Source organism: Lichenicola cladoniae, from assembly GCF_013201075.1.
GTDB classification, from domain to species: domain Bacteria; phylum Pseudomonadota; class Alphaproteobacteria; order Acetobacterales; family Acetobacteraceae; genus Lichenicola; species Lichenicola cladoniae.
In genome coordinates, this window is sequence record NZ_CP053708.1 from 1,017,381 (window position 1) to 1,037,599 (window position 20,219).

The following is a 20,219-nucleotide window of genomic DNA, read 5'->3' on the forward strand; positions in this document are numbered from 1 at the left end:
GATTGCCGTGCCCGCGACCGACTGGCAAGCCGCCAGACGAACACGCTATCGCCCCGACCCTTTCCAGCCGGCTCCGCATGCGGCAGTTACGGGGCTGCATGACCGTACAATCCCTCGCACTGCCGCTGTTGCGTCGCCTCGACCCCGAACGGGCGCACCGGATCGCGCTCGCGGCCCTGGGTGCCGGCCTCGGCGGCCGTGCCGGACCGCACGAGGATGACGGGCTGTCGGTCGAGGCGCTGGGCCTGCGCTTCCCGAACCCGATCGGCCTCGCCGCCGGCTTCGACAAGGATGCGCGCGCGGTTCGCCCCCTGGCACGGCTCGGCTTCGGCTTTGTCGAGGCCGGCACCGTCACGCTGTTGCCGCAGGCCGGCAATCCGCGTCCACGGCTGTTCCGGCTGCCCGAGGAGGGGGCGGTGATCAACCGCATGGGCTTCAACAATAATGGGCTCGACCGCTTCCTCGACCGGCTGGCCCGCACCCGTGCCGGTGCACCGCTCGGCGTGCCGTTCGGTGCCAACGTCGGCATCAACAAGGAAGGTGCCGACCCGCCGCGCGACTATGCCCGGCTGGTGCAGGCGCTGGCGCCCCACGCCGACTACCTGGTGATCAACCTGTCATCGCCGAACACACCGGGATTGCGCGACCTGCAGCAGGCGGCCCGACTGCGCGATCTGCTCGATGCGATCGTGCAGGCATCGCCGGTCCGCCCACCCCTGCTGGTCAAGCTGGCGCCCGATCTCGCCTTCGAGAGCCTGCCCGAGATCGTCGAGACCGTGGTGCAGGCCGGCCTGGATGGATTGATCGTGTCCAATACCCTGGTCGCACGACCGCCCGGCTTGCGTGGACGGCATGCGGCGGAAACCGGGGGATTGTCAGGCCGGCCGCTCCGCCGGCGCAGCACCGAGATGCTGGCGGAAGTCTCGCGCCTGTCCGCCGGGCGGCTCACGCTGGTCGGTTGCGGCGGCATCGAGACCGGTGCCGACATACTGGAGAAGCTGCAGGCCGGCGCCCATCTGGTCCAGCTCTACACGAGCTTCGCTTACGAAGGCCCGGCGCTGCTGGGCCGGCTCAAGCGCGAATTGCGCGACGCGTTGCGCGACGGCGGCTGGTCCTCGATCGAGGCGGCCCGCTTGCAGGCGCCACACGCGGCAAGGAACAGCTGATGGAACATCTGGACAGTTTCCGGCCGCTGGCCAGCCGGTTCGACGGCTTCATCGTCGATCTGTGGGGCGTCGTGCACGATGGCGTTACACCGTATCCGGGCGCAGTCGACTGCCTGGCCGAATTGCGCCGGGCGGGCCGACGGGTGGTACTGCTGTCGAACGCGCCGCGCCGCTCCTGGTCGGCCCAGGTGACGCTGCGGCGCATCGGCATTCCGGACGACGCGTACGACGGCATCCTGACCAGCGGCGAGGCCACCCGCACCGCGCTGCTCGAGCGCACCGATCCCTGGTTCGCGAGCCTGGGCCGACGCGTCTGGCACCTGGGGCCGGCAAAGGACCACAGCATCTTCGAGGATCTGGACCTGGAACTGGTGGCCAGCCCGGCCGAGGCAGATTTCGTGCTCAACACCGGCCCGGATGACGAGCAGGGCGAGAACGCTGCGGAGCCGTATCTCCCGTCGCTCCGCGACTGCGCCCGCCTCGGCCTCAGGATGGTCTGCGCCAATCCCGATCTCGAAGTGGTTCGCGGCGGCCAGCGGTTGGTCTGCGCAGGCTTGCTGGCACGGTTCTACGAGCAGTTCGGCGGTGAAGTGCGCCAGCTCGGCAAGCCGTACGCCGAGATCTACGGGCCGGTACGGCGGATGCTCGGCCTGCCGGACGACCGGATCCTGGCAGTCGGAGACGCGCTGGCGACCGACATCGCCGGCGCCAAGGCGGCCGGGATCGCCTCATGCTGGGTACTCGGCGGGATCCATGGCGAGATGATCGGCAACGACCATTTGCTTGCAGAACAGGAAGCCTCAGGTGCCGGTCTCGCGCCGATTGCCACGGTGCCAAGCTTCAGCTGGTAGAAGCCTGGCGGCCGGAAGCCGCCAGGCTGGTGACTGGTCTAGCGAGGAGTGCCGCCGGGTGTCGCCGACGGCTGCATGCCCGGGACTCCGCCGGTCGCGGGCATCCCGGTAGAAGGCTGCGTCATTCCCGTTCCGGCGGCCGTCGCGCTGTTGTTCATGCCGGTGCCGCTCATGCCGGTGCCGCTCATGCCGCTGCGGCTCATGCCTGGTCCGCTCATACCGGTGCGGTTCATGCCTGGTCCGCTCATACCGGTGCGGTTCATGCCGGCGGCAGCGGCGGCTGGCCCACCGGTCGGGCTCATGCTCATCGCGCCACCACCCATCGAATTGCCGCCCATCGCGCCGCCGCCCATGGCGTTGCTACCGGTGGAATTGCCGCTCATCGCGGCCGCCGTCTGGGCGATTGCGGACGTGCCGAGCGCTGCACTCATCAGACCGGCGATACAGAAGATCGAAACTGCTTTGGTCGTCATGATCATTCTCCGGGACGCCATTGCAAGACATGGCATCCGGCTGTCACAACGACCATCACGACAGGTGGTTCAGGCAATGCGGCCCTGCATGGTGGGGTCTCAACGCCTCGTGTCAGGCGTTGCCGACTCCACCAACCAGCCGCAGCGGATCGACCCCGACCATGGCCATCGCGCGGCGCCATTTCCGGTCATGATCGGTGCCGAACACGATCGCGTCGCTCGACGGTGCCGGCAGCCAGGCATTCTGCCTGATCTCGGATTCCAGCTGCCCGGGACTCCAGGTCGCATGCCCGAGTGCCAGCAGCGCCTTGGCGGGCCCCTGGCCGTCGGCGATCTCACGCAGCACATCGAGACTGGCGGTCAGCACGATCCCGTCATCGACGGTCAGGCTGCCATCGCCGGTCCAGTCGCTGCTGTGCAGCACGAAGCCGCGAGAACTCTCCATCGGGCCGCCCGAACAGAGCGCGATCCGACGCTTGGGCGGTGCCGGCGCGATCTCGAGCTGGGCCAGCAGATCGTCGAAGCCAGGCTCCACCAGGCGCCGGTTCACCACCAGCCCCATGGCGCCGTCCTGAGGCGAATGCGCGCACAGGAAGATCACCGTCTGTTGGAATGCACGATCCATCAACGACGGCATCGCAATCAGCAGGTAGCCGGTGAGGCTGGCATCGGGGTCGGGATCCATGGAGAACATCATCGTCAGATGTGGCGAAACCTGCGGCCGGCGCAAGGCAAGCGATGCCGGAACTCGACAGCCGGTTGCGGAAACTGCCGGCATTGATGAACTTGATCGTCGCCCGGCCGCTTTCCGGGCAGTCCGTCCCGTTCGGCAGCCAGGTGCTTCATGCCATTCACTCTTGCCTACCTCGACAGCTCGGTCCCGACGATCCCGTCCCGGCCGGGCGCCGACGGTGTCTGGCATGCACGGCCGATCGACCGGCAGGAGCATTTCGGCACCGAACACGCAGCGATGAAGCGCGTGGCGGACCTGTTGCCTGGCCCGAGCTGGCTCGATCTGCGTCTGTATGGACCGGACGGCCGCCGGCTCGCCGACCAGGCCCAACTTGCAGCCCGGCTCGATGCCGGCCCGGAGGTTTCATGACTCTCACCATCTTCATCACCGGCGCGACCGCCGGCTTCGGCAAGGCCACCGCCGAGCGCCTGATCGGCGACGGGCATCGGGTGATCGCCACCGGCCGCCGGCGCGACCGGCTCGACAGCCTGGCCGCACAGCTCGGGCCACGGCTGCTGCCGGTGACGCTGGATGTCACCGACGCCGAGGCGGTTGCCTCCCTGCCCGGAAGCCTGCCCGAGGACTGGCGCGAGATCGACGTGCTGGTCGCCAATGCCGGCCTGGCACTCGGTCTCGGCCCGGCATGGCAGAACAAGCTGGAGGATTGGAACCGGATGGTCGCGACCAACGTCGGCGGCGTGCTGGGGCCGGTGCGGGCCCTACTGCCGGGCATGGTCGAGCGCGACCGCGGCCATGTCGTAACCATCGGCAGCGTTGCCGGCAGCTACCCGTATCCGGGCGGCAACGTGTATGGCGGCACCAAGGCGTTCGTCGCGCAGTTCATGCTCAACCTGAAGGCCGACCTGATCGGCACCGGTGTCCGGGTGACCAACATCGAGCCGGGCATGGTCGGCGGCAGCGAGTTCAGCAATGTCCGCTTCGGCGACGACGACAAGGCGGCCGCGGTCTATCGCAATGCCGACCCGCTGATGCCCGAGGATATCGCCGAGACCATCGCCTGGGTGATCGGCCTGCCGGGGCGGGTGAACATCAACCGCATCGAGATGATGCCGCGTACTCAGGCGTCGGCGCCGCTCGCGATCAAGCGCCGGGAGGACTGACCGCCATGCATGAGGATGTCCGCGCCAACCTCCTGAAACGCTACCGGGTGACGGACGGGAAGGGGTTCTCGCTGTCCGACCACGATCCTGGCGACACCAAAGGCATCGATGTCGGCGAGGAAGAAGCGACGGTGCTGCTGCAGCAGGGAGTCGAGCGGCTCTCGGAGCTGCAGGAAGCATTGTTCGCGAACGGGCGCTGGGCATTGCTGGCGGTGTTCCAGGCGATGGACGCCGGCGGCAAGGACGGCACCATCAAGCACGTCATGTCGGGGATAAACCCGCAGGGCGTGAGCGTGACCTCTTTCAAGCAGCCGGGCCCGGTCGAACTCGGTCACGATTTCCTGTGGCGGATCCATAATGCCGTTCCGACGCGCGGCCGCATCGGCATCTTCAATCGCAGCCATTACGAGGAAGTGCTGGTCACGCGCGTGCATCCGCAGGTGCTGGATAAGCAGGACCTGCCCGACGAGCGTCGCAAGTCGAAGTTCTGGAAGCACCGGTATCGCGACATCCGCAACTTCGAGCGCTACCTGGACGGGCAGGGCACGATCGTCCTGAAATTCTTCCTGCATATCTCGAAGGAAGAACAGCGCACCCGATTCCTGGCGCGCCTCGATGATCCGGACAAGCGCTGGAAGTTCAGCGCCAGCGACCTCGCCGAACGCGAATTCTGGGACGACTACCAGTCGGCGTACGAGGACGCGATCGCCGCCACCGCGCTGCCCGAAGCGCCGTGGATCGTCGTGCCGGGGGACAAGAAATGGTATGCGCGACTGGTTGTCGTCGAGGCGATGATCGATGCGCTGGAAAAGCTCGGGCTGTTCGCCCCGACCGTGGCGCCATCCGATGAGGAGCACCTGGTAAAGGCGAAGAAGCAGCTGGAGGCGGAGGGCTGAGGTTCAAATCCGTTGAATAGTCGATGTCGGCCGCACTCGATCGGGGGACGCGCGGGACGGCGGCTTAGGACGGGCGTTCCTCTTTCGACGGACAGTGCCCGCGCGCTGGATTCGTACTAGCACGGATCCAGCGCTTGTAGGCCGGGCGCTCGCCCGGTACGGGCGCGCAAGGCAAGTATCCGCGAGCTGATATTGTCATCTGCACGAACATTTGGGTGACCGGAGACGCAACGACCGAACACACCGCCGCCGCCACCGCTACAGCGAGGCACAAGGCCGGTCCATCGAACCGTCGACCGCAATGTTTGCCACGATTTCGTTGCCGGCGTTCCGGCCCGATTGCAGGCGCCGGGAAAAGCGTCATCGCTGCCAGCGCAAAGAATGCCACGGCAAGCGGCAGGCCGAGTGCGTCGCGTGGAGCGAGCGCGACCATCGGCGCCCGTGCTTCTATGGCGCGAAAGACCGGTAATAGTCCGGAGAGCGCGAGCCAAAACAGACCGCATCCGATCGCAAGGAATCCAGCGAAGGATGGAAGAGCCTTCAGTCTTGCTACCAGTGAATTCGATAGAGTCATTAAAGGCGGATAAGCTCCCCACGCACCCGATCCATCCGGCTAGTGGCGAGCTGGCGAAATCGTTGTTCAGCTACGGCTACGACTTCCTGCCGGCCCTGTTCAAACTTCAACAGCCGATAATCGTAACCGGCACTGACTGTCTCGATAACGTAAAATTCTTTTCGAGCTTGAAAGCGTGGTTTCGCGACGCGTTCCTCTTCGTAACCTACCCGGCTTAGCGACATACTGTCCGTATCAATACGTCGCATGGCATACCGGGGCGACCGGCATGTCGCTGTCCTACCAACGCCGCGACCGGCTCAGGAACGACCACCAACCCAGCGCGGCCCCGGTATGTCGCAACAGCTGGAAGCTGAACGGCTCGATCAGCGATGCCAGGATCGCGGGCAGGGGCCGGATCGACCCGGTACGTCCAAGCCAGCCCCGATAGAGCCGCAGCGTCCAGAGATGGAATGCCAGGTCGAACACGATCTTGGCCGCGATGACGCAGGCGACCGGCAGCAGGATGTGCAGGTGCCCGGTCACTAGATAGATCACCAGCAGCACCGCGCCGGTCAGCCCATAGAGCGGCTGCAGCGTGTCGATCGCCTTCACCGGCAGCATCATCGTGCCGAGCCGGCCGTAGCGTCCGTTGCCGACCATGTGGCGGTACCAGTACTGTGTCTGCAGGAAGCCGCCGAACCAGCGGCGCCGTTGCCGCAGGAACACCGGCACCGTTCCCGGCACCTCGGTACGCCCCTGAGCCGCGCCGATGACGGCAGTGCGCCAGACCAGCCCCTGCCGCACCGCATGGTCGCGCAGCCGGTGGGTCAGCTCGTAATCCTCGACCAGGCATTCCGGATCGAAGCCGCCGACCGCCAGCAGCGCATCGCGCCGGTAGCACGCAAACGCGCCGGACAGCAGCAGCAGCCCGTCCACGCTCGCCCAGGCGTAGCGGGACAGGAAGTTGCGGACATACTCGTAGGTCTGGAACCATTGCAGCACCCGGCCGGACAGGCCCGGCCCGCAGAACGGGGTCAGAACGCCGGTGGCAGCCACCAGCGTCGGGTCGGCGGCGAAGGCATCGCGCATCGCCGCCAGCGCAGACGGGTCGATCAGCGTGTCTGCGTCGATGGTCAGCACCAGGTCGGTCTCGGCCAGGCTGACCGCGATGTTCAGCGAGGCCGCCTTGCCGCCATGCGGGAGCCTGAGCCAGCGCAACGACGGATAGCGACCACCTCCCGCGGACTGGCCCGGCCGCATCGGCTCGAGCCCGTAGGCATCGGCAAGCAGCGTCGCGGTGCCATCGTCCGAGCCGTCGTCGGCGATCAGGATGATGTCGGCCGGGCCGGTCTGCGCGAACAGCGAAGCCAGGGTCGCCTGCAGGACCTCCGCCTCGTTATGGGCGGCGATGATCACCGTGGTCGTCGGCGGCGCTGCCGACGATCTCGTCGTGATCGCCGGTGGACGCACCAGCACCAGCGTCCGGTGGAACACGAAGCACAGCAGCAGCGTGTCGTAGGCGATGTAGACGAGCCCCGCGGACCAGGCGAACACGCCGCCGCCCTGGAATGCCCGCCAGAACAGCGCCACCCAGAGCAGCAGCACCGCGCCATGGATCAGCATGCTGGCCAGCGGCGTAGGCGGCGGGCTGAACCGCGGCGAGATCGACTGCCGCCGGCGGGCGAGCGTCTCGGAAATGGTCGGCGTGGTCATTCAGGCTCGTATCCCAGGCTCGTTCATCGTCGCGTGCCCGAAGCACGCTGGAGTTCGCTCTTTGCGCCGGCTTCGGGGCCAAGGCATTCTAGGTCGGGTCGGCAAACGGCTGCCGCAAGGAAAGGTAACCGAGCATGATACGGGCCGGTCGCTATACGCGCACGGCGATGGCGCTGCATTGGCTCGTCGCCCTTCTCGTCATCGCCAACCTGGTCCTGGTCTGGACGATCGGCTGGTTTCCCGATGCGCTGGTCCGCCCGGCGATCGACACCCACAAATCGATCGGCATCACCGTGCTCGGGCTCGCCCTGCTGCGGGTGCTCTGGCGCTTCTCGCACCGGCCGCCGCCACTGCCGGCCGAGTATTCGAGTCCCGAACGTGCCGCCGCGCACGGTGCGCATATCCTGCTCTACGGGCTGATCCTGGCGCTTCCGCTCACCGGCTGGATTCATGATTCCGCCTTCAAGGATGCGGCGGCGCATCCGCTGCGGCTGTTCGGGCTGGTTCCATGGCCGCGCATCGGCCCGATCATGGCGCTGGACCCGGTGACCAAGGAGCACGTCCATGCCGTGTGGTTTTCGATCCATGGCCTCTTGGCCTATGGGCTCTACGTCCTGCTGGCGCTGCACCTGCTCGGTGTCCTGAAACACCAGTTGTTCGACCGCGAGCCGGTCCTGAAACGCATGCTGCCGGCGTGGGGAAGCCGGAGGCACCGACGCTTCTAGGACTGCCGCATCAGGACGGCTCGGTACCGCTCCGGTCTGCGAGCCGGCGCATCACCAGGTAGAGCGCCATGCTGACGAGGACCACGGAGACCAGCCCGAGGATCTCGTCGGCCGGGGCCAGACACACCAGCAGCACCATCGCCACCATGCCGCACAGCGCGGCCGCCGGCAGCACCGCGAAATTCACCGGGACGCCCATCATCTGCGTTCCGCGCCGGTGCAGGACCCAGGCGGCACCGCAGCCGAGGAAATAGAGCCCGGCGGTGTTCAGGGTGGAGGCTACCACCAGTCCGGTGAAGCTGCCGGACAGCGCCAGCCCCGCCGCGATCGCGGAATGGACGACGATGGCGATGTCCGGTGCGTGCGTGCGCGGATGCGCCCGGCCCAGCGCCCTCGGCAGCAGCCCGTCGCGCGCGAAGGCGAACAGGATGCGCGGGGCGCCCAGGATGTCGCTGCCGATCCACGCGAACATGGACAGTCCGGCGCCGATCACCAGCACCAGGCGCGCCACCGGACCGATCCGTGCCGCGGCTGCCGCCAGCGGCGCGGTCTGGCTGGTGAGGTCGGCTCCGAGCAGGAACTGCGCGACGAGCTGGATACCGACATACAGCACCAGCACGAACCCCATCGCGCCGAACAACGCGCGCGGGACGTTGCGGTGTCCGTCGGCGACCTCGCCGCTGGCGGCAAGCGGCGTCTCCATCCCGCTGAAGGCGAACACGCCGAGGATCACCGCCTTGCCCAGCCCGGATGCGGGCACGGTATCCAGCCTGAGCGTCGGCACCACCCCCGCCATAAGCACCACGCCACCCACCGTCACGAACAGTACCAGCGGCACCAGCTTGATCAGCGTCGCGGCCGACACCATCCAGGCGGCCTTGCGCACGCCGCGCAGATTGACGATTGCGATCGCGCCGATCGACACGATGATCACCGCGGCGCGGCCGAACCCGGCGGAAAGTCCCGGCAGGACGGTGCCGATCGTGTCCGCGAGCGCGCCGGCAATGCCGCCGCAGGCGAGCACACTGGCCGTCCAGGTCAGCATTCCGCACACGAACCCGGTCAGCGGGCCGAACGCGAAGGTGACGGTGCCATAGACACCGCCGCTGGTCGGCAGCCGGCTGCCGGCCTCGGCGAAGCAGACCACGACGAAACTCATCGCCATCGCGCACGCCAGATAGGCGAGCGGCGCCAGTGCTCCAGCCGCCGCCGCCATCGCCGCCGGCAGCGCGAAGATGCCGGCGCCGACCACGCCGTTCACCACCGCGGCCGACAGCGCGAACGCACCGATATGCCGCCGCAGGACGGCATCGCGCTCGATCGGTGCCGTCATGTCGACGAAGCTGTCATGCCCCGGAGGCTGCCTGTCGCCCGGCCGCAGTGCAACGAAACACTGATGGAACCGCTATCCAGCCCGTTTATGCGAGGATGCGGGATCGAACTAAGCGGTGGCGCGCCCGTAATCAGGCATTCGATGTCCCGGGAGCATTCGCATGGCGAGTTGGCAGGCGCACCTGATGGTTCTGGCACTCAAGCTGTCGGTCAAACGCAACAACCGCCGGAATACCGACATGCTCAAGGCGCGGGCGATGATGTCGCGTGCCAGCCCAGGGGTCCCGCCCGGAACCATCGTTTCGGCCGGTGAGGTCGGTTCGGTGCGGGGAGAATGGGTACGGCCGGCGGCGGGCAGATCGGTCGGCACCCTGTTCTACATTCATGGCGGCGGATATTTCGCCTGCTCGCCGCAGACGCATCGTCCGATCACCGGCGCCTTCGCCAGCCGCGGCCTGAACGTCTTTGCGCCGGACTACCGTCTGGCGCCGGAACATCCGTTTCCGGCGGCGGTCGACGATGTGGTCATGGCCTTTCGGGGACTGGTGGCCAGCGGCATCGCGGCTGCCGACATCACACTGGCCGGAGACTCCGCCGGCGGCGGGCTGGCTTTGGCGATGTTGCTGTCGTTGCGGGATGCCGCCGAGGCGATGCCGGCAGCCTGCGTCCTGTTCTCGCCCTGGACCGATCTGGCAGGCACCGGCACCACGTTGGAGACCAACCGCAGGCGGGACGCATTCTTCGACGGCCACGGCATCGAGCGCCTGACCGAGCCGTACCTTGCCGGAACGGACCCGCGCAATCCGCTTGCATCGCCGCTTTACGGAGACCTTCACGGATTGCCGCCGCTGCTGATCCATGTCGGGACATACGAGGTTCTGCTGGACGACAGCCTGCGGCTCGCAGCCCGCGCCCGCGCCGCAGGGGTGTCCGTCACGCTGCGAAGCTGGCCGGTCGTACCGCATGTCTGGCAGATGTTCGGGTTGCCGGAGTCAGCAGACTCTCTGAAAGAAGCCGCCGACTTCCTGCACGGCACGCTGTCGAACCGATAGGCTCGACAGGAAAAAGGCAGGAACCGGTCTGGCCCCTGCCTTTCCTTCAGTCGGCGGTTTCGGACTCGCGTTCCGAGCCGCCCTCGTCGCCATCGGTTTCTTCCTGCAGGACCGGCGGCGGGTTTTCGATATAGTCGAACACCAGCTTGCCATCCTTCAGGCCGACATTGACCGCGCCGCCATGCACCAGCTTGCCGAACAGCAGCTCCTCGGCGAGCGGCTTCTTGATGTGCTCCTGGATGACACGCGCCAGCGGGCGGGCACCATACAGGCGGTCGTAGCCGCGTTCCGCCAGCCACTCCTTGGCCGAGGACGACACCTCGATGGTAACGTTGCGATCGGCGAGCTGTGCCTCGAGCTGCAGCACGAACTTCTCCACCACGCGACCGACGATCTCCGGAGTAAGGCCGGCAAACGGGATGATCGCATCGAGACGGTTGCGGAACTCGGGGGTGAAGATGCGCTTGATTGCCTCCTCGTCCTCGCCGGCGCGGTTGTCACGGCCGAAGCCGATCGCCTCCCGCGTCAGGTCCGCCGCACCCGCGTTCGTCGTCATGATCAGGATGACGTTCCGGAAATCGACCGTCTTGCCGTTATGGTCGGTGAGCTTCCCGTGATCCATGACCTGCAGCAGGATGTTGTAGAGATCCTGATGTGCCTTCTCGATCTCGTCGAGCAGCAGTACCGCATGTGGATGCTGGTCGATGCTGTCGGTCAGCAATCCGCCCTGGTCGAAGCCGACATAGCCCGGTGGCGCACCGATCAGCCGCGAGATCGAATGCCGCTCCATGTACTCGCTCATATCGAAGCGGATCAGCTCGATACCGAGGGTTGAGGCCAACTGCTTGGCGACCTCGGTCTTTCCGACGCCGGTCGGACCGGAGAACAGGTAGTTGCCGATCGGCTTCTCGACCTCGCGCAGTCCTGCACGGGACAGCTTGATCGCGGCGGACAACGCCTCGATCGCCCGGTCCTGGCCGAATACCATCGACTTCAGGTCACGCTCGAGGAAACGCAGCGTCTCCTTGTCGTCCGCGGACACGCTCTTGGGCGGGACGCGGGCGATCTTGGCAACCATCTCCTCGACGTCGCGCAGGGTGACGACCTTGCGGCGCTTGCCCTCGGGCTGGAGCATCCGAGAGGCGCCGACCTCGTCGATCACGTCGATCGCCTTGTCGGGCAGCTTGCGGTCATGGATGTACTTCACCGCCAGCTCGACCGCACCGCGGATCGCCTCGTCGGTGTAGCGGACCTTGTGATGCTTCTCGTAGTTGGTCTTGAGCCCGCGCAGGATCTTGACCGCGTCCTCGACCGAGGGCTCGTTCACGTCGATCTTCTGGAAGCGACGGACCAGGGCCCGGTCCTTCTCGAAGTGCTGGCGGAATTCCTTGTAGGTGGTCGAGCCGATGCAGCGCAGCGTGCCCTGGGCCAGCGCCGGCTTCAGCAGGTTCGACGCATCCATCGCACCGCCCGAGGTCGCACCGGCACCGATGACGGTGTGGATCTCGTCGATGAACAGGATGCCGCCCGGATTGGCCTCGAGCTCGGTGACGACCGCCTTCAGCCGCTCCTCGAAATCGCCGCGATAGCGGGTGCCGGCCAGCAATGCGCCCATGTCGAGCGCGTAAATTGTCGACTTGGCCAGCACCTCGGGCACGTCGCCCTCGACGATGCGCTTGGCCAGGCCCTCGGCGATCGCGGTCTTGCCGACGCCGGGATCACCGACATAGAGCGGGTTGTTCTTGGTGCGGCGGCACAGGATTTGGATAGTGCGCTCGATCTCCTGGTCGCGACCGATCAACGGATCGATCTTGCCGGCCAGCGCCTTCTTATTGAGGTTGACGCAATAGGCCGACAGCCCGTCCTGCTGCTTGGCGCCACCGCGGCCGCGCTCCTCGCGCTCGCCCTCCGGTGTCTCGCCGTTGCCACCGGCAGACCCCTGGGTCGGGCGCTGCGAGGTGCGGCCGGGTGCCTTGGCGATCCCGTGGCTGATGAAGTTGACCGCATCCAGGCGCGTCATGTCCTGCAACTGCAGGAAATAGACGGCATGGCTTTCACGCTCTGAGAACAGGGCGACCAGCACATTGGCGCCGGTGACCTCGTCGCGTCCGGACGACTGCACGTGGATCGCGGCACGCTGGACGACACGCTGGAAGGCGGCGGTCGGCTTCGGCTCGCTGGAGCGATCCGATGCGAGGCCAGCCAGATCCTTGTCCAGGAATTCGGTCAGGTCGGCGCGCAGCTTGTCGAGATCGACGCCGCAGGCGCGGAGCACGGTCGCCGCATCCCCGTCATCGACCAGCCCGAGGAGCAGGTGCTCGAGGGTCGCGTATTCATGGCGGCGCTCGCCTGCAAGGGAGAGGGCGCGGTGCAGCGTTTGTTCGAGGTTGCGTGACAGCATAGTTGACGCTCCTTCGCCGATCAGGCCAGGCAGACTGCAGCCAACCCCCGGGACAACTCAGTACCGCGCAATGCCACGCGATCGCTGATCATCTTTGAAGGGAATTCTGCAGAAGGCCAGTAAAAAACCGGTAGAGACATTGAGATGGGGTGGATGCCCGCAATCGTGAGAGGGCCGGTATCACGAGATAGGTGCGAACCGCGCTGATTACATCCCCGCCGGAAGGCAGCGGCAAAAACGGTGCCAGACGGCAATGGCCGGTGGGCCGGCTGCTCAGTCCTTCTCGATCGTGCACTGGAGCGGATGCTGGTTCTGGCGCGCGAGATCCATCACCTGGGTGACCTTGGTCTCCGCGACCTCATAGGTATAGACGCCGCAGACGCCGACACCCCGCTTGTGGACGTGCATCATGACCCGGGTCGCCTCGTCGCGCGACTTCTGGAAGAAGCGTTCCAGGACATGCACGACGAATTCCATCGGCGTGTAGTCGTCGTTCAGCATCAGCACTTTGTACATGGCGGGCTTGCGCGTCTTCGGGCGCGATTTCACCACGACCCCTACATTGGGGGAATCTGGATTATTGGTCTTGTCGCTGTCGCTCATCAGCCTCGGAACCATGGGTCTCTCGTCGGGGTACAGTGGCGTATAATCATCTCGCCGGACCGTGCGGTGAGACGGAAACCCGGAATGGGAAACCGAAAATCGAGGGTCATAGCGCATCCAGGAACCATATTGGAACTCGAAGCTGTGGTGAAAGCCCCTGGTTCGATGAAAACGCCGGGGGCAGCGTGTGGTGTAGTCTGGGCCCAAATTGCAACCCGGTGTTGCAGTAGCCTGAGAACAATCATGTCCAACCTGTTGTTGGAGCCGAATTAATCTGGACGTAAGGTTTGCGCAGCCATACCATTGCCTACCGGTAGTTGAGGGGGTGCGGATGGCGCCAGGTTCGAAGGATCATGGCCTGTCCAGTCAGGCGCGAGGTCGTGTGGGTATCAAAGCCCGGCTGCTCACGGCGGTTGCGGGCGTTCCGATCTGGTGCGGCGTCGTCTTTCTTGGCGTCTCCCTAGCTCCTAACGCGGCGCATGCGCAGTATGTCGGGCAGTTGAGCACCTTCATCATGGACGCCAACACCGGCGCCGTGCTGCAGCAATCGAACCCGGACCTGCAGCGCTATCCCGCCAGTCTGACTAAGCTGATGACCCTTTATCTCGCCTTCGATGCGTTGCGGCAGAACCGCATCTCGCTCGACCAGGCGGTGCCGGTTTCGAGCCATGCTGCATCGATGGAGCCGTCGAAGCTCGATCTGGTGCCTGGCAGCTACGTTACCGTCGAGCAGGCGATCCTCGGGCTGGTCACGAAGTCGGCCAACGACGCCGCCTGCGCACTGGGCGAACTCCTGGCACAGGGAGACGAGCAGCAGTTTGCGCAAATGATGACCCAGAAGGCGCGGTCGCTCGGCATGAGCAACACCACCTTCCGTAACGCGTCGGGTCTGCCTGACTCCGAGCAGGTATCGACCGCCCGCGATTTCGCGACGCTGACACGCCACCTAATTCTCGATTTCCCTGACCAGTACCATTACTTCTCGGTGCCAGCCTTCATGTTCCATGGCCGCGAAGTCATGAATCACGACCCGATGCTCCAGATCTACCCCGGCGCCGACGGCCTCAAGACCGGCTACACGGTCGATGCCGGGCGCAACCTGGTGACATCGGCAGTGCATGGGAACGTCCGGCTGATCGGCGTCGTGCTGGGTGCCCGTACCAACCCGCAGCGCAGCGCCGTCATGGCGGACCTGCTCGATCAGGGCTTCGCGCAGGAAGGCGTGCCGGTCATGGCGCGTCCGATCATCCGAGGCCGGCGGACGCCGCTGATGCTCGCCGCCGACAGCGTCGGAGACGATCGACCCGCGACTGCCGTCGTGCACAGGGCGCATTCGGGTCGCCACATGGTCCGCCTGCGGGGTGGCCGCGTGGTCATGCGCATGGCGGCGTCTCATGCTCCTGGTGCCGCCGGCGGCCATGCGGGGCACGGGCCGCGCGTCCACCTGACCGGCGCCCGCGTTCATCTGACCGGAGCGACCGCCGCTGCCCCGCGCCATCACTCCCACTCGCGGAGCCGTTTCCAGAAGGGCTGACCAAGTCCGGCCCGTCCCTGGTCCGTCGAGGGATAGTCTCCAGTCGAATTCCTGCATGCCGGTTCGGCTTGCGTGTGCGAACCTGGCCGCGCATCTTTAACCAACACCAATCCGTCGCATCGCACGTTGCTGCCAAGGGTCGTCCCGGCCAACCGGCCCGGCTCCATCGGCGGAACCGTCGAGATGCTCCGGGCTAGGCACATGGGAGGAACGGTCGTTGGCGATCGGCCTCCAGGGGAAGGCACCACGATGGACGGCGAAGCAGACGGACGTCGGATAATCATCCACTCCGAGGCGGATTTCGAAGGCATGCGCGTCGCAGGCCGGCTCGCGGCCGAGACGCTGGACATGATCACGCCGCATGTCCGAGTGGGAGTGACCACCGGCGAACTCGACCGGATCATCCATGACTACACGCTCGAACGGGGCGCGATCCCGGCCACCCTGAACTACCGCGGATATCCGAAATCGTCCTGCATCTCGATCAACCATGTCGTCTGCCACGGCATCCCCGGCGAGCGCCGGTTGCTGGACGGCGACGTCCTGAACATCGACGTCACCTCGATCGTGGATGGCTGGTTCGGCGATAGCAGCCGGATGTACACCGCCGGTACCGTCTCCCGCCGGGCCGCCATGCTGATCGACGTGACCTACCAGTCGCTGATGCGCGGGCTGGCCATGGTGAAGCCCGGCAAGACGCTCGGCGACGTCGGCCATACCATCCAGGCTTATGTCGAAGCCCAGCGCTTCTCGGTGGTGCGCGATTTCTGCGGCCACGGCATCGGCCGGCAGTTCCACGAGCCTCCCAACATCCTGCATTTCGGCCGGTCGGGCGAGGGTCCGATCATTCGCCCGGGCATGTTCTTCACCGTCGAGCCAATGGTCAATGCCGGCCGGCCGGACGTGAAGGTGCTCGATGACGGCTGGACAGCGGTGACCCGCGACCGCAGCCTTTCGGCACAATTCGAGCATATGATCGGCGTGACCGAGGAGGGCTGCGAGATATTCACCCTGTCGCCTGCGGGCCTGAACAAGCCGCCATACGCGGACGCTGCATGACGCGCTCGTCCGTTTCCCTCGCAGTCGCGCTGGCTGCGTCTCTGGCGATATCGCCGATCCTGCCGGCCCTGGCCCAGTCCGGGAGACCGGCAGGCGCTCCTGCCACGGTCAAGGCAGGAGGCTGGGAAGGTGCCCCGGATCCGCTCGCATTCGGCCCGGCCTCGCACGCTGGGCATCCGGTCTCCATGTTCGGCACGCATGGAATGGTGGTGACGGCGCACGCGCTTGCATCGCAGGTCGGGGCGAAGATCCTGGCCCAGGGTGGCAATGCGGTCGATGCGGCGGTCGCGGTCGCCTATGCGCTCGCCGTCGTCTATCCGGCCGCGGGCAATCTCGGCGGCGGCGGGTTCATGACCCTGCGCCAGCCCGATGGAACCGCGCTGTTCCTCGATTTCCGCGAGCATGCACCGCTGGCTGCCACCGAGACGATGTACCAGGACCCCAGCGGCAACGTCGTACCCGGCCTGTCCGAGAACGGGTGGAAGGCCGTCGCCGTACCCGGAACCGTCGCCGGCATGGACGAGGCACTGACACGCTGGGGTCACCTGAAACGCGCCGTGGTCATGGCGCCGGCGATCAGGCTGGCGCGGGATGGCTACGTGCTCGGCGCCGGCGACGTGATGCTGCTGCACACCGGCACCGCGGGATTTGCCCGCGACCCCGATGCCGCACGCATCTTCCTGCATCCGGACGGCACGCCGTACCAGGTCGGCGACAGGCTGGTGCAGGCCGACCTGGCGCACACCCTCGAGCAGATCAGCGCGCACGGGGCGACCGCCTTCTATCGCGGTCCGATCGCCGCCGAAATCGTGGCGGCCAGCCGTAAGGGTAGCGGCATCATCGAACAGGCCGACCTGACCGGCTACCACACCCGTACCATGGCCCCGATTACCTGCACCTATCGCGGCTATACGGTCGATACCGCACCGCCCCCGAGCGGTGGCGGCGTTGCGATCTGCGAGATCCTCAACATCCTGGACGGGGACGATCTGCACGGTCTCGGGCTGCGCAGCGTGGCCGGCGTACAGCGGCAGGTCGAGGCCATGCGGCGCGCCTACGCCGACCGCCAGAATTTGGGCGACCCGGCATTCGTGACCGATCCCGTGGCCCGGCTGATCGACCCCGCCTATGCGGCAGAGATCCGGAAGGACACGCCGACCGACCACGCGACGCCCTCGGCCGCACTGGTTCCGCTCGATGCCCAGCCAGTCGGGGCCAAGCCGGCCGAGAAAGCCGAGACGACCCACTTCTCGATCATCGACCGGCAGGGCAGGGCGATATCGATGACCTACACGCTGAACGGCTGGTTCGGCGCGAAGGTCGTCGCCGGCCGGACCGGCGTCATGATGAACGACGAGATGGACGATTTCTCCACCAAGCCGGGCTCTCCCAATATGTATGGGCTGGTCGGGTCGAAGGCGAACGCGGTTGCACCCGGCAAGACGCCTCTGTCGTCGATGTCGCCCACCATCCTGTCCAGAAACGGCAAGGTGGTGATGGTCATCGGCAGCCCGGGCGGTTCGCGCATCCCGACCATCACGCTGGAAGCGATCCTGGCGGTGGTGGATGGCGGCCAGACCATCGCCGACGCCGTAAACATGCCGCGGATCCACGAGCAGTGGACGCCGGACGCGATCGAGGCCGAGGCCGGCGCACTCTCGCCCGACGTGGTGAGCAAGCTCCAGGCCATGGGCTACACGATCAAGCCGCACGAGAACTGGGGTGCTGCCGAAGGTATCCTGGTCGGCGGTCCGTCCCTGAGCCAGGCAGGCTCGATCGGCACACCGACGGGCTACTACGGCGGCCTCGATCTCCGTCATCCGGGCGGGGCCGCGGTCGGCTACTAAGACGGTGCGGTTCCGGTCGCGTACCGGAGCCGCATTTGTTTAAGTCATGTGGTTCAGCACCTCGTGGCTGCCCTTGAAGATCAGCTCGACCGAGACGCCGAGAACGATCAGCAGCCCGATCCAGGCGATCCACCGATACCGTTCCAGCAACTTCGCCACGATGGTCGCCGCCGCTCCCATCAGGAGCACCGAGACCGCCAGGCCGGTCACCAGCACCCAGACATGCTGGCCGGCGGCTCCCGCCACGGCGAGCACGTTGTCCAGGCTCATCGACAGGTCGGCGAGAACGATCCGCACGATGGCCCGGCGCATCGCACCCGGCACGATCCGCTCGACGGCAGCGGGATCGTGGCCTGCGCGGATCTGGCTGCGCAACTCCCGGTACATGCGCCAGCACACCCAGAGCAGCAGCAACCCGCCGGCCAGCATCAGCCCGACGATCGCCAGCAGCTTCATCGCAACGGTCGCCAGGGCAATGCGGATCACCGTGGCTGCGGCGATCCCGAACAGCATCGCGCGCTTCCGCTGGCGCGGCGGCAACCCCATCACCGCCAGCCCGACAACCACCGCATTGTCGCCGGCCAGGGTGACGTCGATGACCAGGACCTGCAGCAGGTCGAGCAGTTGCGGCAGCAGGTGATGCGGGATCGGCATAGGCACTCCGAGCGTTCGTGCCTGCTAAAGCGGCAGCGGACGTGCTTAAAGCCATTCCCACGGCAGCATAAGCGCTGACATTTTACAGCAACAAGGTGTCCTCATGGTCCCACGCTACACTCGCCCGGCGATGGCCGCGATCTGGGCGCCCGCCAACCGGTACCGCATCTGGTTCGAGATCGAGGCGCTTGCGGCCGAAGGCATGGCCCGGCTGGGCGAGGTGCCCGAGCAGGCCGCCCGCGACATCCGCACCAGAGGCGACGCAGCGCTCGCCGCCTTCTCGGACGAGGATCTGGCCCGGATCGACGCGATCGAGGCCGAGACCCGTCACGACGTCATCGCCTTCCTGACCTGGCTTGCCGAAAAGATTGGGCCCGAGAGCCGGTTCGTGCATCTCGGCATGACCTCGTCGGACGTGCTGGACACCTGCTTTGCGGTCCAGCTGACCCAGGCGGCCGACCTGCTGCTGGAGGATGTCGATGCGGTGCTGGCCGCGCTGAAGCGGCGTGCGTTCGAGCACAAGCACACCCTCACCATTGGCCGCAGCCACGCCATCCATGCCGAGCCGACCAGCTTCGGCCTGAAGCTTGCCGGGCATTACGCCGAGTTCGCGCGCAACCGTGAGCGGCTGCTCGTGGCCCGGGCCGAGATCGCCACCTGCGCGATCTCCGGCGCGGTCGGGACATTCGCCCATGTCGATCCGCGGGTGGAGGAGTTCGTGGCCGACCGCCTCGGCCTGATTCCGGAACCGGTTTCGACCCAGGTGATCCCGCGCGACCGGCATGCGGCGTTCTTCTGCACGCTGGCGGTCATTGCCAGCGGGATCGAGCGGCTGGCGGTCGAGGTCCGGCACCTGCAGCGCTCCGAAGTGCGCGAGGTCGAGGAGTTCTTCCATCCCGGCCAGAAGGGCAGTTCGGCGATGCCGCACAAGCGCAACCCGGTGCTGTCGGAGAACCTGACCGGCCTCGCTCGGCTGGTGCGCAGCCATGTGGTGCCAGCACTGGAGAACGTGGCGCTGTGGCACGAGCGCGACATCAGCCACTCGTCGGTCGAGCGCAATATCGGTCCGGACGCGACGCTCGGGCTGGATTTCGCATTATTCCGGCTGGCCGGGATGATGGAGAAGCTGGTGATCTATCCCGAGCAGATGCTCACCAATCTTGAGAGCCTCGGCGGTGTGGTGCATTCGGGCGAGGTGCTGCTGGAACTGGCACGGGCGGGCATCTCGCGTGAGGATGCCTACCGGATCGTGCAGCGCAACGCGATGGCCACGTGGACCACGCTCGGAACCGACGGGTCACGCAGCTTCAGGCAGAACCTGGACGCCGATCCGGAGGTCGTCGGACGGGTTTCGCCGGACCTGCTCGACCGCGCCACCAACGCGATGCGCCATCTGTCGGCGCTCGATGCGAGCTTCAACCGCGTGTTCGGCGAACCCGGCCCGGTCGTCGCCTGACGCCGGTCGGTGGCGGCGGAGCTGTCGTCCGGTCAGGACAGCTTCCC

The 20,219-nt window shown here is 66.5% G+C and carries 18 protein-coding genes; 11 read left to right on the forward strand and 7 right to left on the reverse strand.

Going from position 1 to position 20,219, the window contains the following annotated elements; genetic code table 11:
- The first annotated feature begins 98 nt into the window (after window positions 1-98).
- Window positions 99-1,166 (forward strand): quinone-dependent dihydroorotate dehydrogenase, encoded by a 1,068-nt coding sequence (locus tag HN018_RS04590; RefSeq protein ID WP_171834405.1) that lies wholly within the window; start codon window positions 99-101, stop codon window positions 1,164-1,166.
- Window positions 1,166-2,017, forward strand: a complete 852-nt coding sequence (locus tag HN018_RS04595) for a TIGR01459 family HAD-type hydrolase (RefSeq protein WP_171834406.1) — start codon at window positions 1,166-1,168, stop codon at window positions 2,015-2,017. Before HN018_RS04590 ends, HN018_RS04595 begins: the two co-directional genes overlap by 1 nt.
- Before the next feature lie 38 nt (window positions 2,018-2,055).
- Here HN018_RS04595 and HN018_RS04600 read toward each other — a convergent pair whose 3' ends face one another.
- Window positions 2,056-2,490 (reverse strand): hypothetical protein, encoded by a 435-nt coding sequence (locus HN018_RS04600; protein ID WP_171834407.1) that lies wholly within the window; start codon window positions 2,488-2,490, stop codon window positions 2,056-2,058.
- 112 nt (window positions 2,491-2,602) lie between these two features.
- Window positions 2,603-3,184, reverse strand: a complete 582-nt coding sequence (locus HN018_RS04605) for a YqgE/AlgH family protein (protein ID WP_171834945.1) — start codon at window positions 3,182-3,184, stop codon at window positions 2,603-2,605.
- Window positions 3,185-3,334: 150 nt separating this feature from the next.
- Here HN018_RS04605 and HN018_RS04610 point away from each other — a divergent pair, with 150 nt between their 5' ends.
- Genes HN018_RS04610 through HN018_RS04620 form a run of 3 tightly spaced genes read left to right on the forward strand, consistent with a single transcriptional unit; the run spans window position 3,335 to window position 5,240 of the window.
- The gene (locus tag HN018_RS04610) at window positions 3,335-3,592 is read left to right on the forward strand and encodes a hypothetical protein (RefSeq protein WP_171834408.1); all 258 of its coding nucleotides are present in this window, start codon (window positions 3,335-3,337) and stop codon (window positions 3,590-3,592) included.
- Complete coding sequence (locus tag HN018_RS04615; protein ID WP_171834409.1) at window positions 3,589-4,344, forward strand: SDR family NAD(P)-dependent oxidoreductase; 756 nt, start codon at window positions 3,589-3,591, stop codon at window positions 4,342-4,344. The genes HN018_RS04610 and HN018_RS04615 overlap by 4 nt, the downstream gene beginning before the upstream one ends.
- Window positions 4,345-4,349: 5 nt before the next feature.
- Window positions 4,350-5,240, forward strand: a complete 891-nt coding sequence (locus HN018_RS04620) for a polyphosphate kinase 2 family protein (protein WP_171834410.1) — start codon at window positions 4,350-4,352, stop codon at window positions 5,238-5,240.
- 853 nt (window positions 5,241-6,093) lie between these two features.
- On the opposite strand, the gene HN018_RS04625 is transcribed toward HN018_RS04620, so the two are convergent.
- The gene (locus tag HN018_RS04625; RefSeq protein WP_171834411.1) at window positions 6,094-7,509 is read right to left on the reverse strand and encodes a glycosyltransferase family 2 protein; all 1,416 of its coding nucleotides are present in this window, start codon (window positions 7,507-7,509) and stop codon (window positions 6,094-6,096) included.
- Window positions 7,510-7,643: 134 nt separating this feature from the next.
- Here HN018_RS04625 and HN018_RS04630 point away from each other — a divergent pair, with 134 nt between their 5' ends.
- Window positions 7,644-8,234 carry a cytochrome b gene (locus HN018_RS04630; protein WP_171834412.1) on the forward strand — a complete coding sequence of 197 codons (591 nt, stop codon included), beginning with the start codon at window positions 7,644-7,646 and terminating at the stop codon, window positions 8,232-8,234.
- Window positions 8,235-8,244: 10 nt separating this feature from the next.
- Here the strand turns inward: HN018_RS04630 and HN018_RS04635 are convergent, their stop codons facing one another.
- Window positions 8,245-9,567, reverse strand: a complete 1,323-nt coding sequence (locus tag HN018_RS04635; RefSeq protein WP_171834413.1) for an APC family permease — start codon at window positions 9,565-9,567, stop codon at window positions 8,245-8,247.
- A gap of 160 nt (window positions 9,568-9,727) precedes the next feature.
- Here HN018_RS04635 and HN018_RS04640 point away from each other — a divergent pair, with 160 nt between their 5' ends.
- Entirely contained in the window at window positions 9,728-10,618 is an 891-nt protein-coding gene (locus HN018_RS04640; protein ID WP_171834414.1) for an alpha/beta hydrolase, read from the forward strand.
- 46 nt (window positions 10,619-10,664) lie between these two features.
- Here the strand turns inward: HN018_RS04640 and clpA are convergent, their stop codons facing one another.
- Window positions 10,665-13,019 (reverse strand): ATP-dependent Clp protease ATP-binding subunit ClpA, encoded by a 2,355-nt coding sequence (gene clpA / locus HN018_RS04645; protein WP_171834415.1) that lies wholly within the window; start codon window positions 13,017-13,019, stop codon window positions 10,665-10,667.
- Between the two features lie 273 nt (window positions 13,020-13,292).
- Window positions 13,293-13,637: an ATP-dependent Clp protease adapter ClpS gene (gene clpS / locus HN018_RS04650; RefSeq protein WP_456307005.1), complete on the reverse strand. Its 345-nt coding sequence runs from the start codon at window positions 13,635-13,637 to the stop codon at window positions 13,293-13,295.
- Between the two features lie 316 nt (window positions 13,638-13,953).
- On the opposite strand from clpS, the gene HN018_RS04655 reads away from it, so the two are divergent.
- From HN018_RS04655 to ggt, 3 genes are all read left to right on the forward strand, one after another.
- The gene (locus HN018_RS04655; RefSeq protein ID WP_171834416.1) at window positions 13,954-15,156 is read left to right on the forward strand and encodes a D-alanyl-D-alanine carboxypeptidase family protein; all 1,203 of its coding nucleotides are present in this window, start codon (window positions 13,954-13,956) and stop codon (window positions 15,154-15,156) included.
- 249 nt (window positions 15,157-15,405) lie between these two features.
- Window positions 15,406-16,215 carry a type I methionyl aminopeptidase gene (map, locus tag HN018_RS04660; protein WP_171834417.1) on the forward strand — a complete coding sequence of 270 codons (810 nt, stop codon included), beginning with the start codon at window positions 15,406-15,408 and terminating at the stop codon, window positions 16,213-16,215.
- Window positions 16,212-18,062, forward strand: a complete 1,851-nt coding sequence (gene ggt, locus HN018_RS04665) for a gamma-glutamyltransferase (RefSeq protein ID WP_171834418.1) — start codon at window positions 16,212-16,214, stop codon at window positions 18,060-18,062. The genes map and ggt overlap by 4 nt, the downstream gene beginning before the upstream one ends.
- A gap of 39 nt (window positions 18,063-18,101) precedes the next feature.
- Here ggt and HN018_RS04670 read toward each other — a convergent pair whose 3' ends face one another.
- Complete coding sequence (locus tag HN018_RS04670) at window positions 18,102-18,716, reverse strand: YjbE family putative metal transport protein (protein WP_171834419.1); 615 nt, start codon at window positions 18,714-18,716, stop codon at window positions 18,102-18,104.
- Between the two features lie 103 nt (window positions 18,717-18,819).
- On the opposite strand from HN018_RS04670, the gene purB reads away from it, so the two are divergent.
- Window positions 18,820-20,172 carry an adenylosuccinate lyase gene (gene purB, locus HN018_RS04675; protein WP_171834420.1) on the forward strand — a complete coding sequence of 451 codons (1,353 nt, stop codon included), beginning with the start codon at window positions 18,820-18,822 and terminating at the stop codon, window positions 20,170-20,172.
- The last annotated feature ends 47 nt before the right edge of the window (window positions 20,173-20,219 follow it).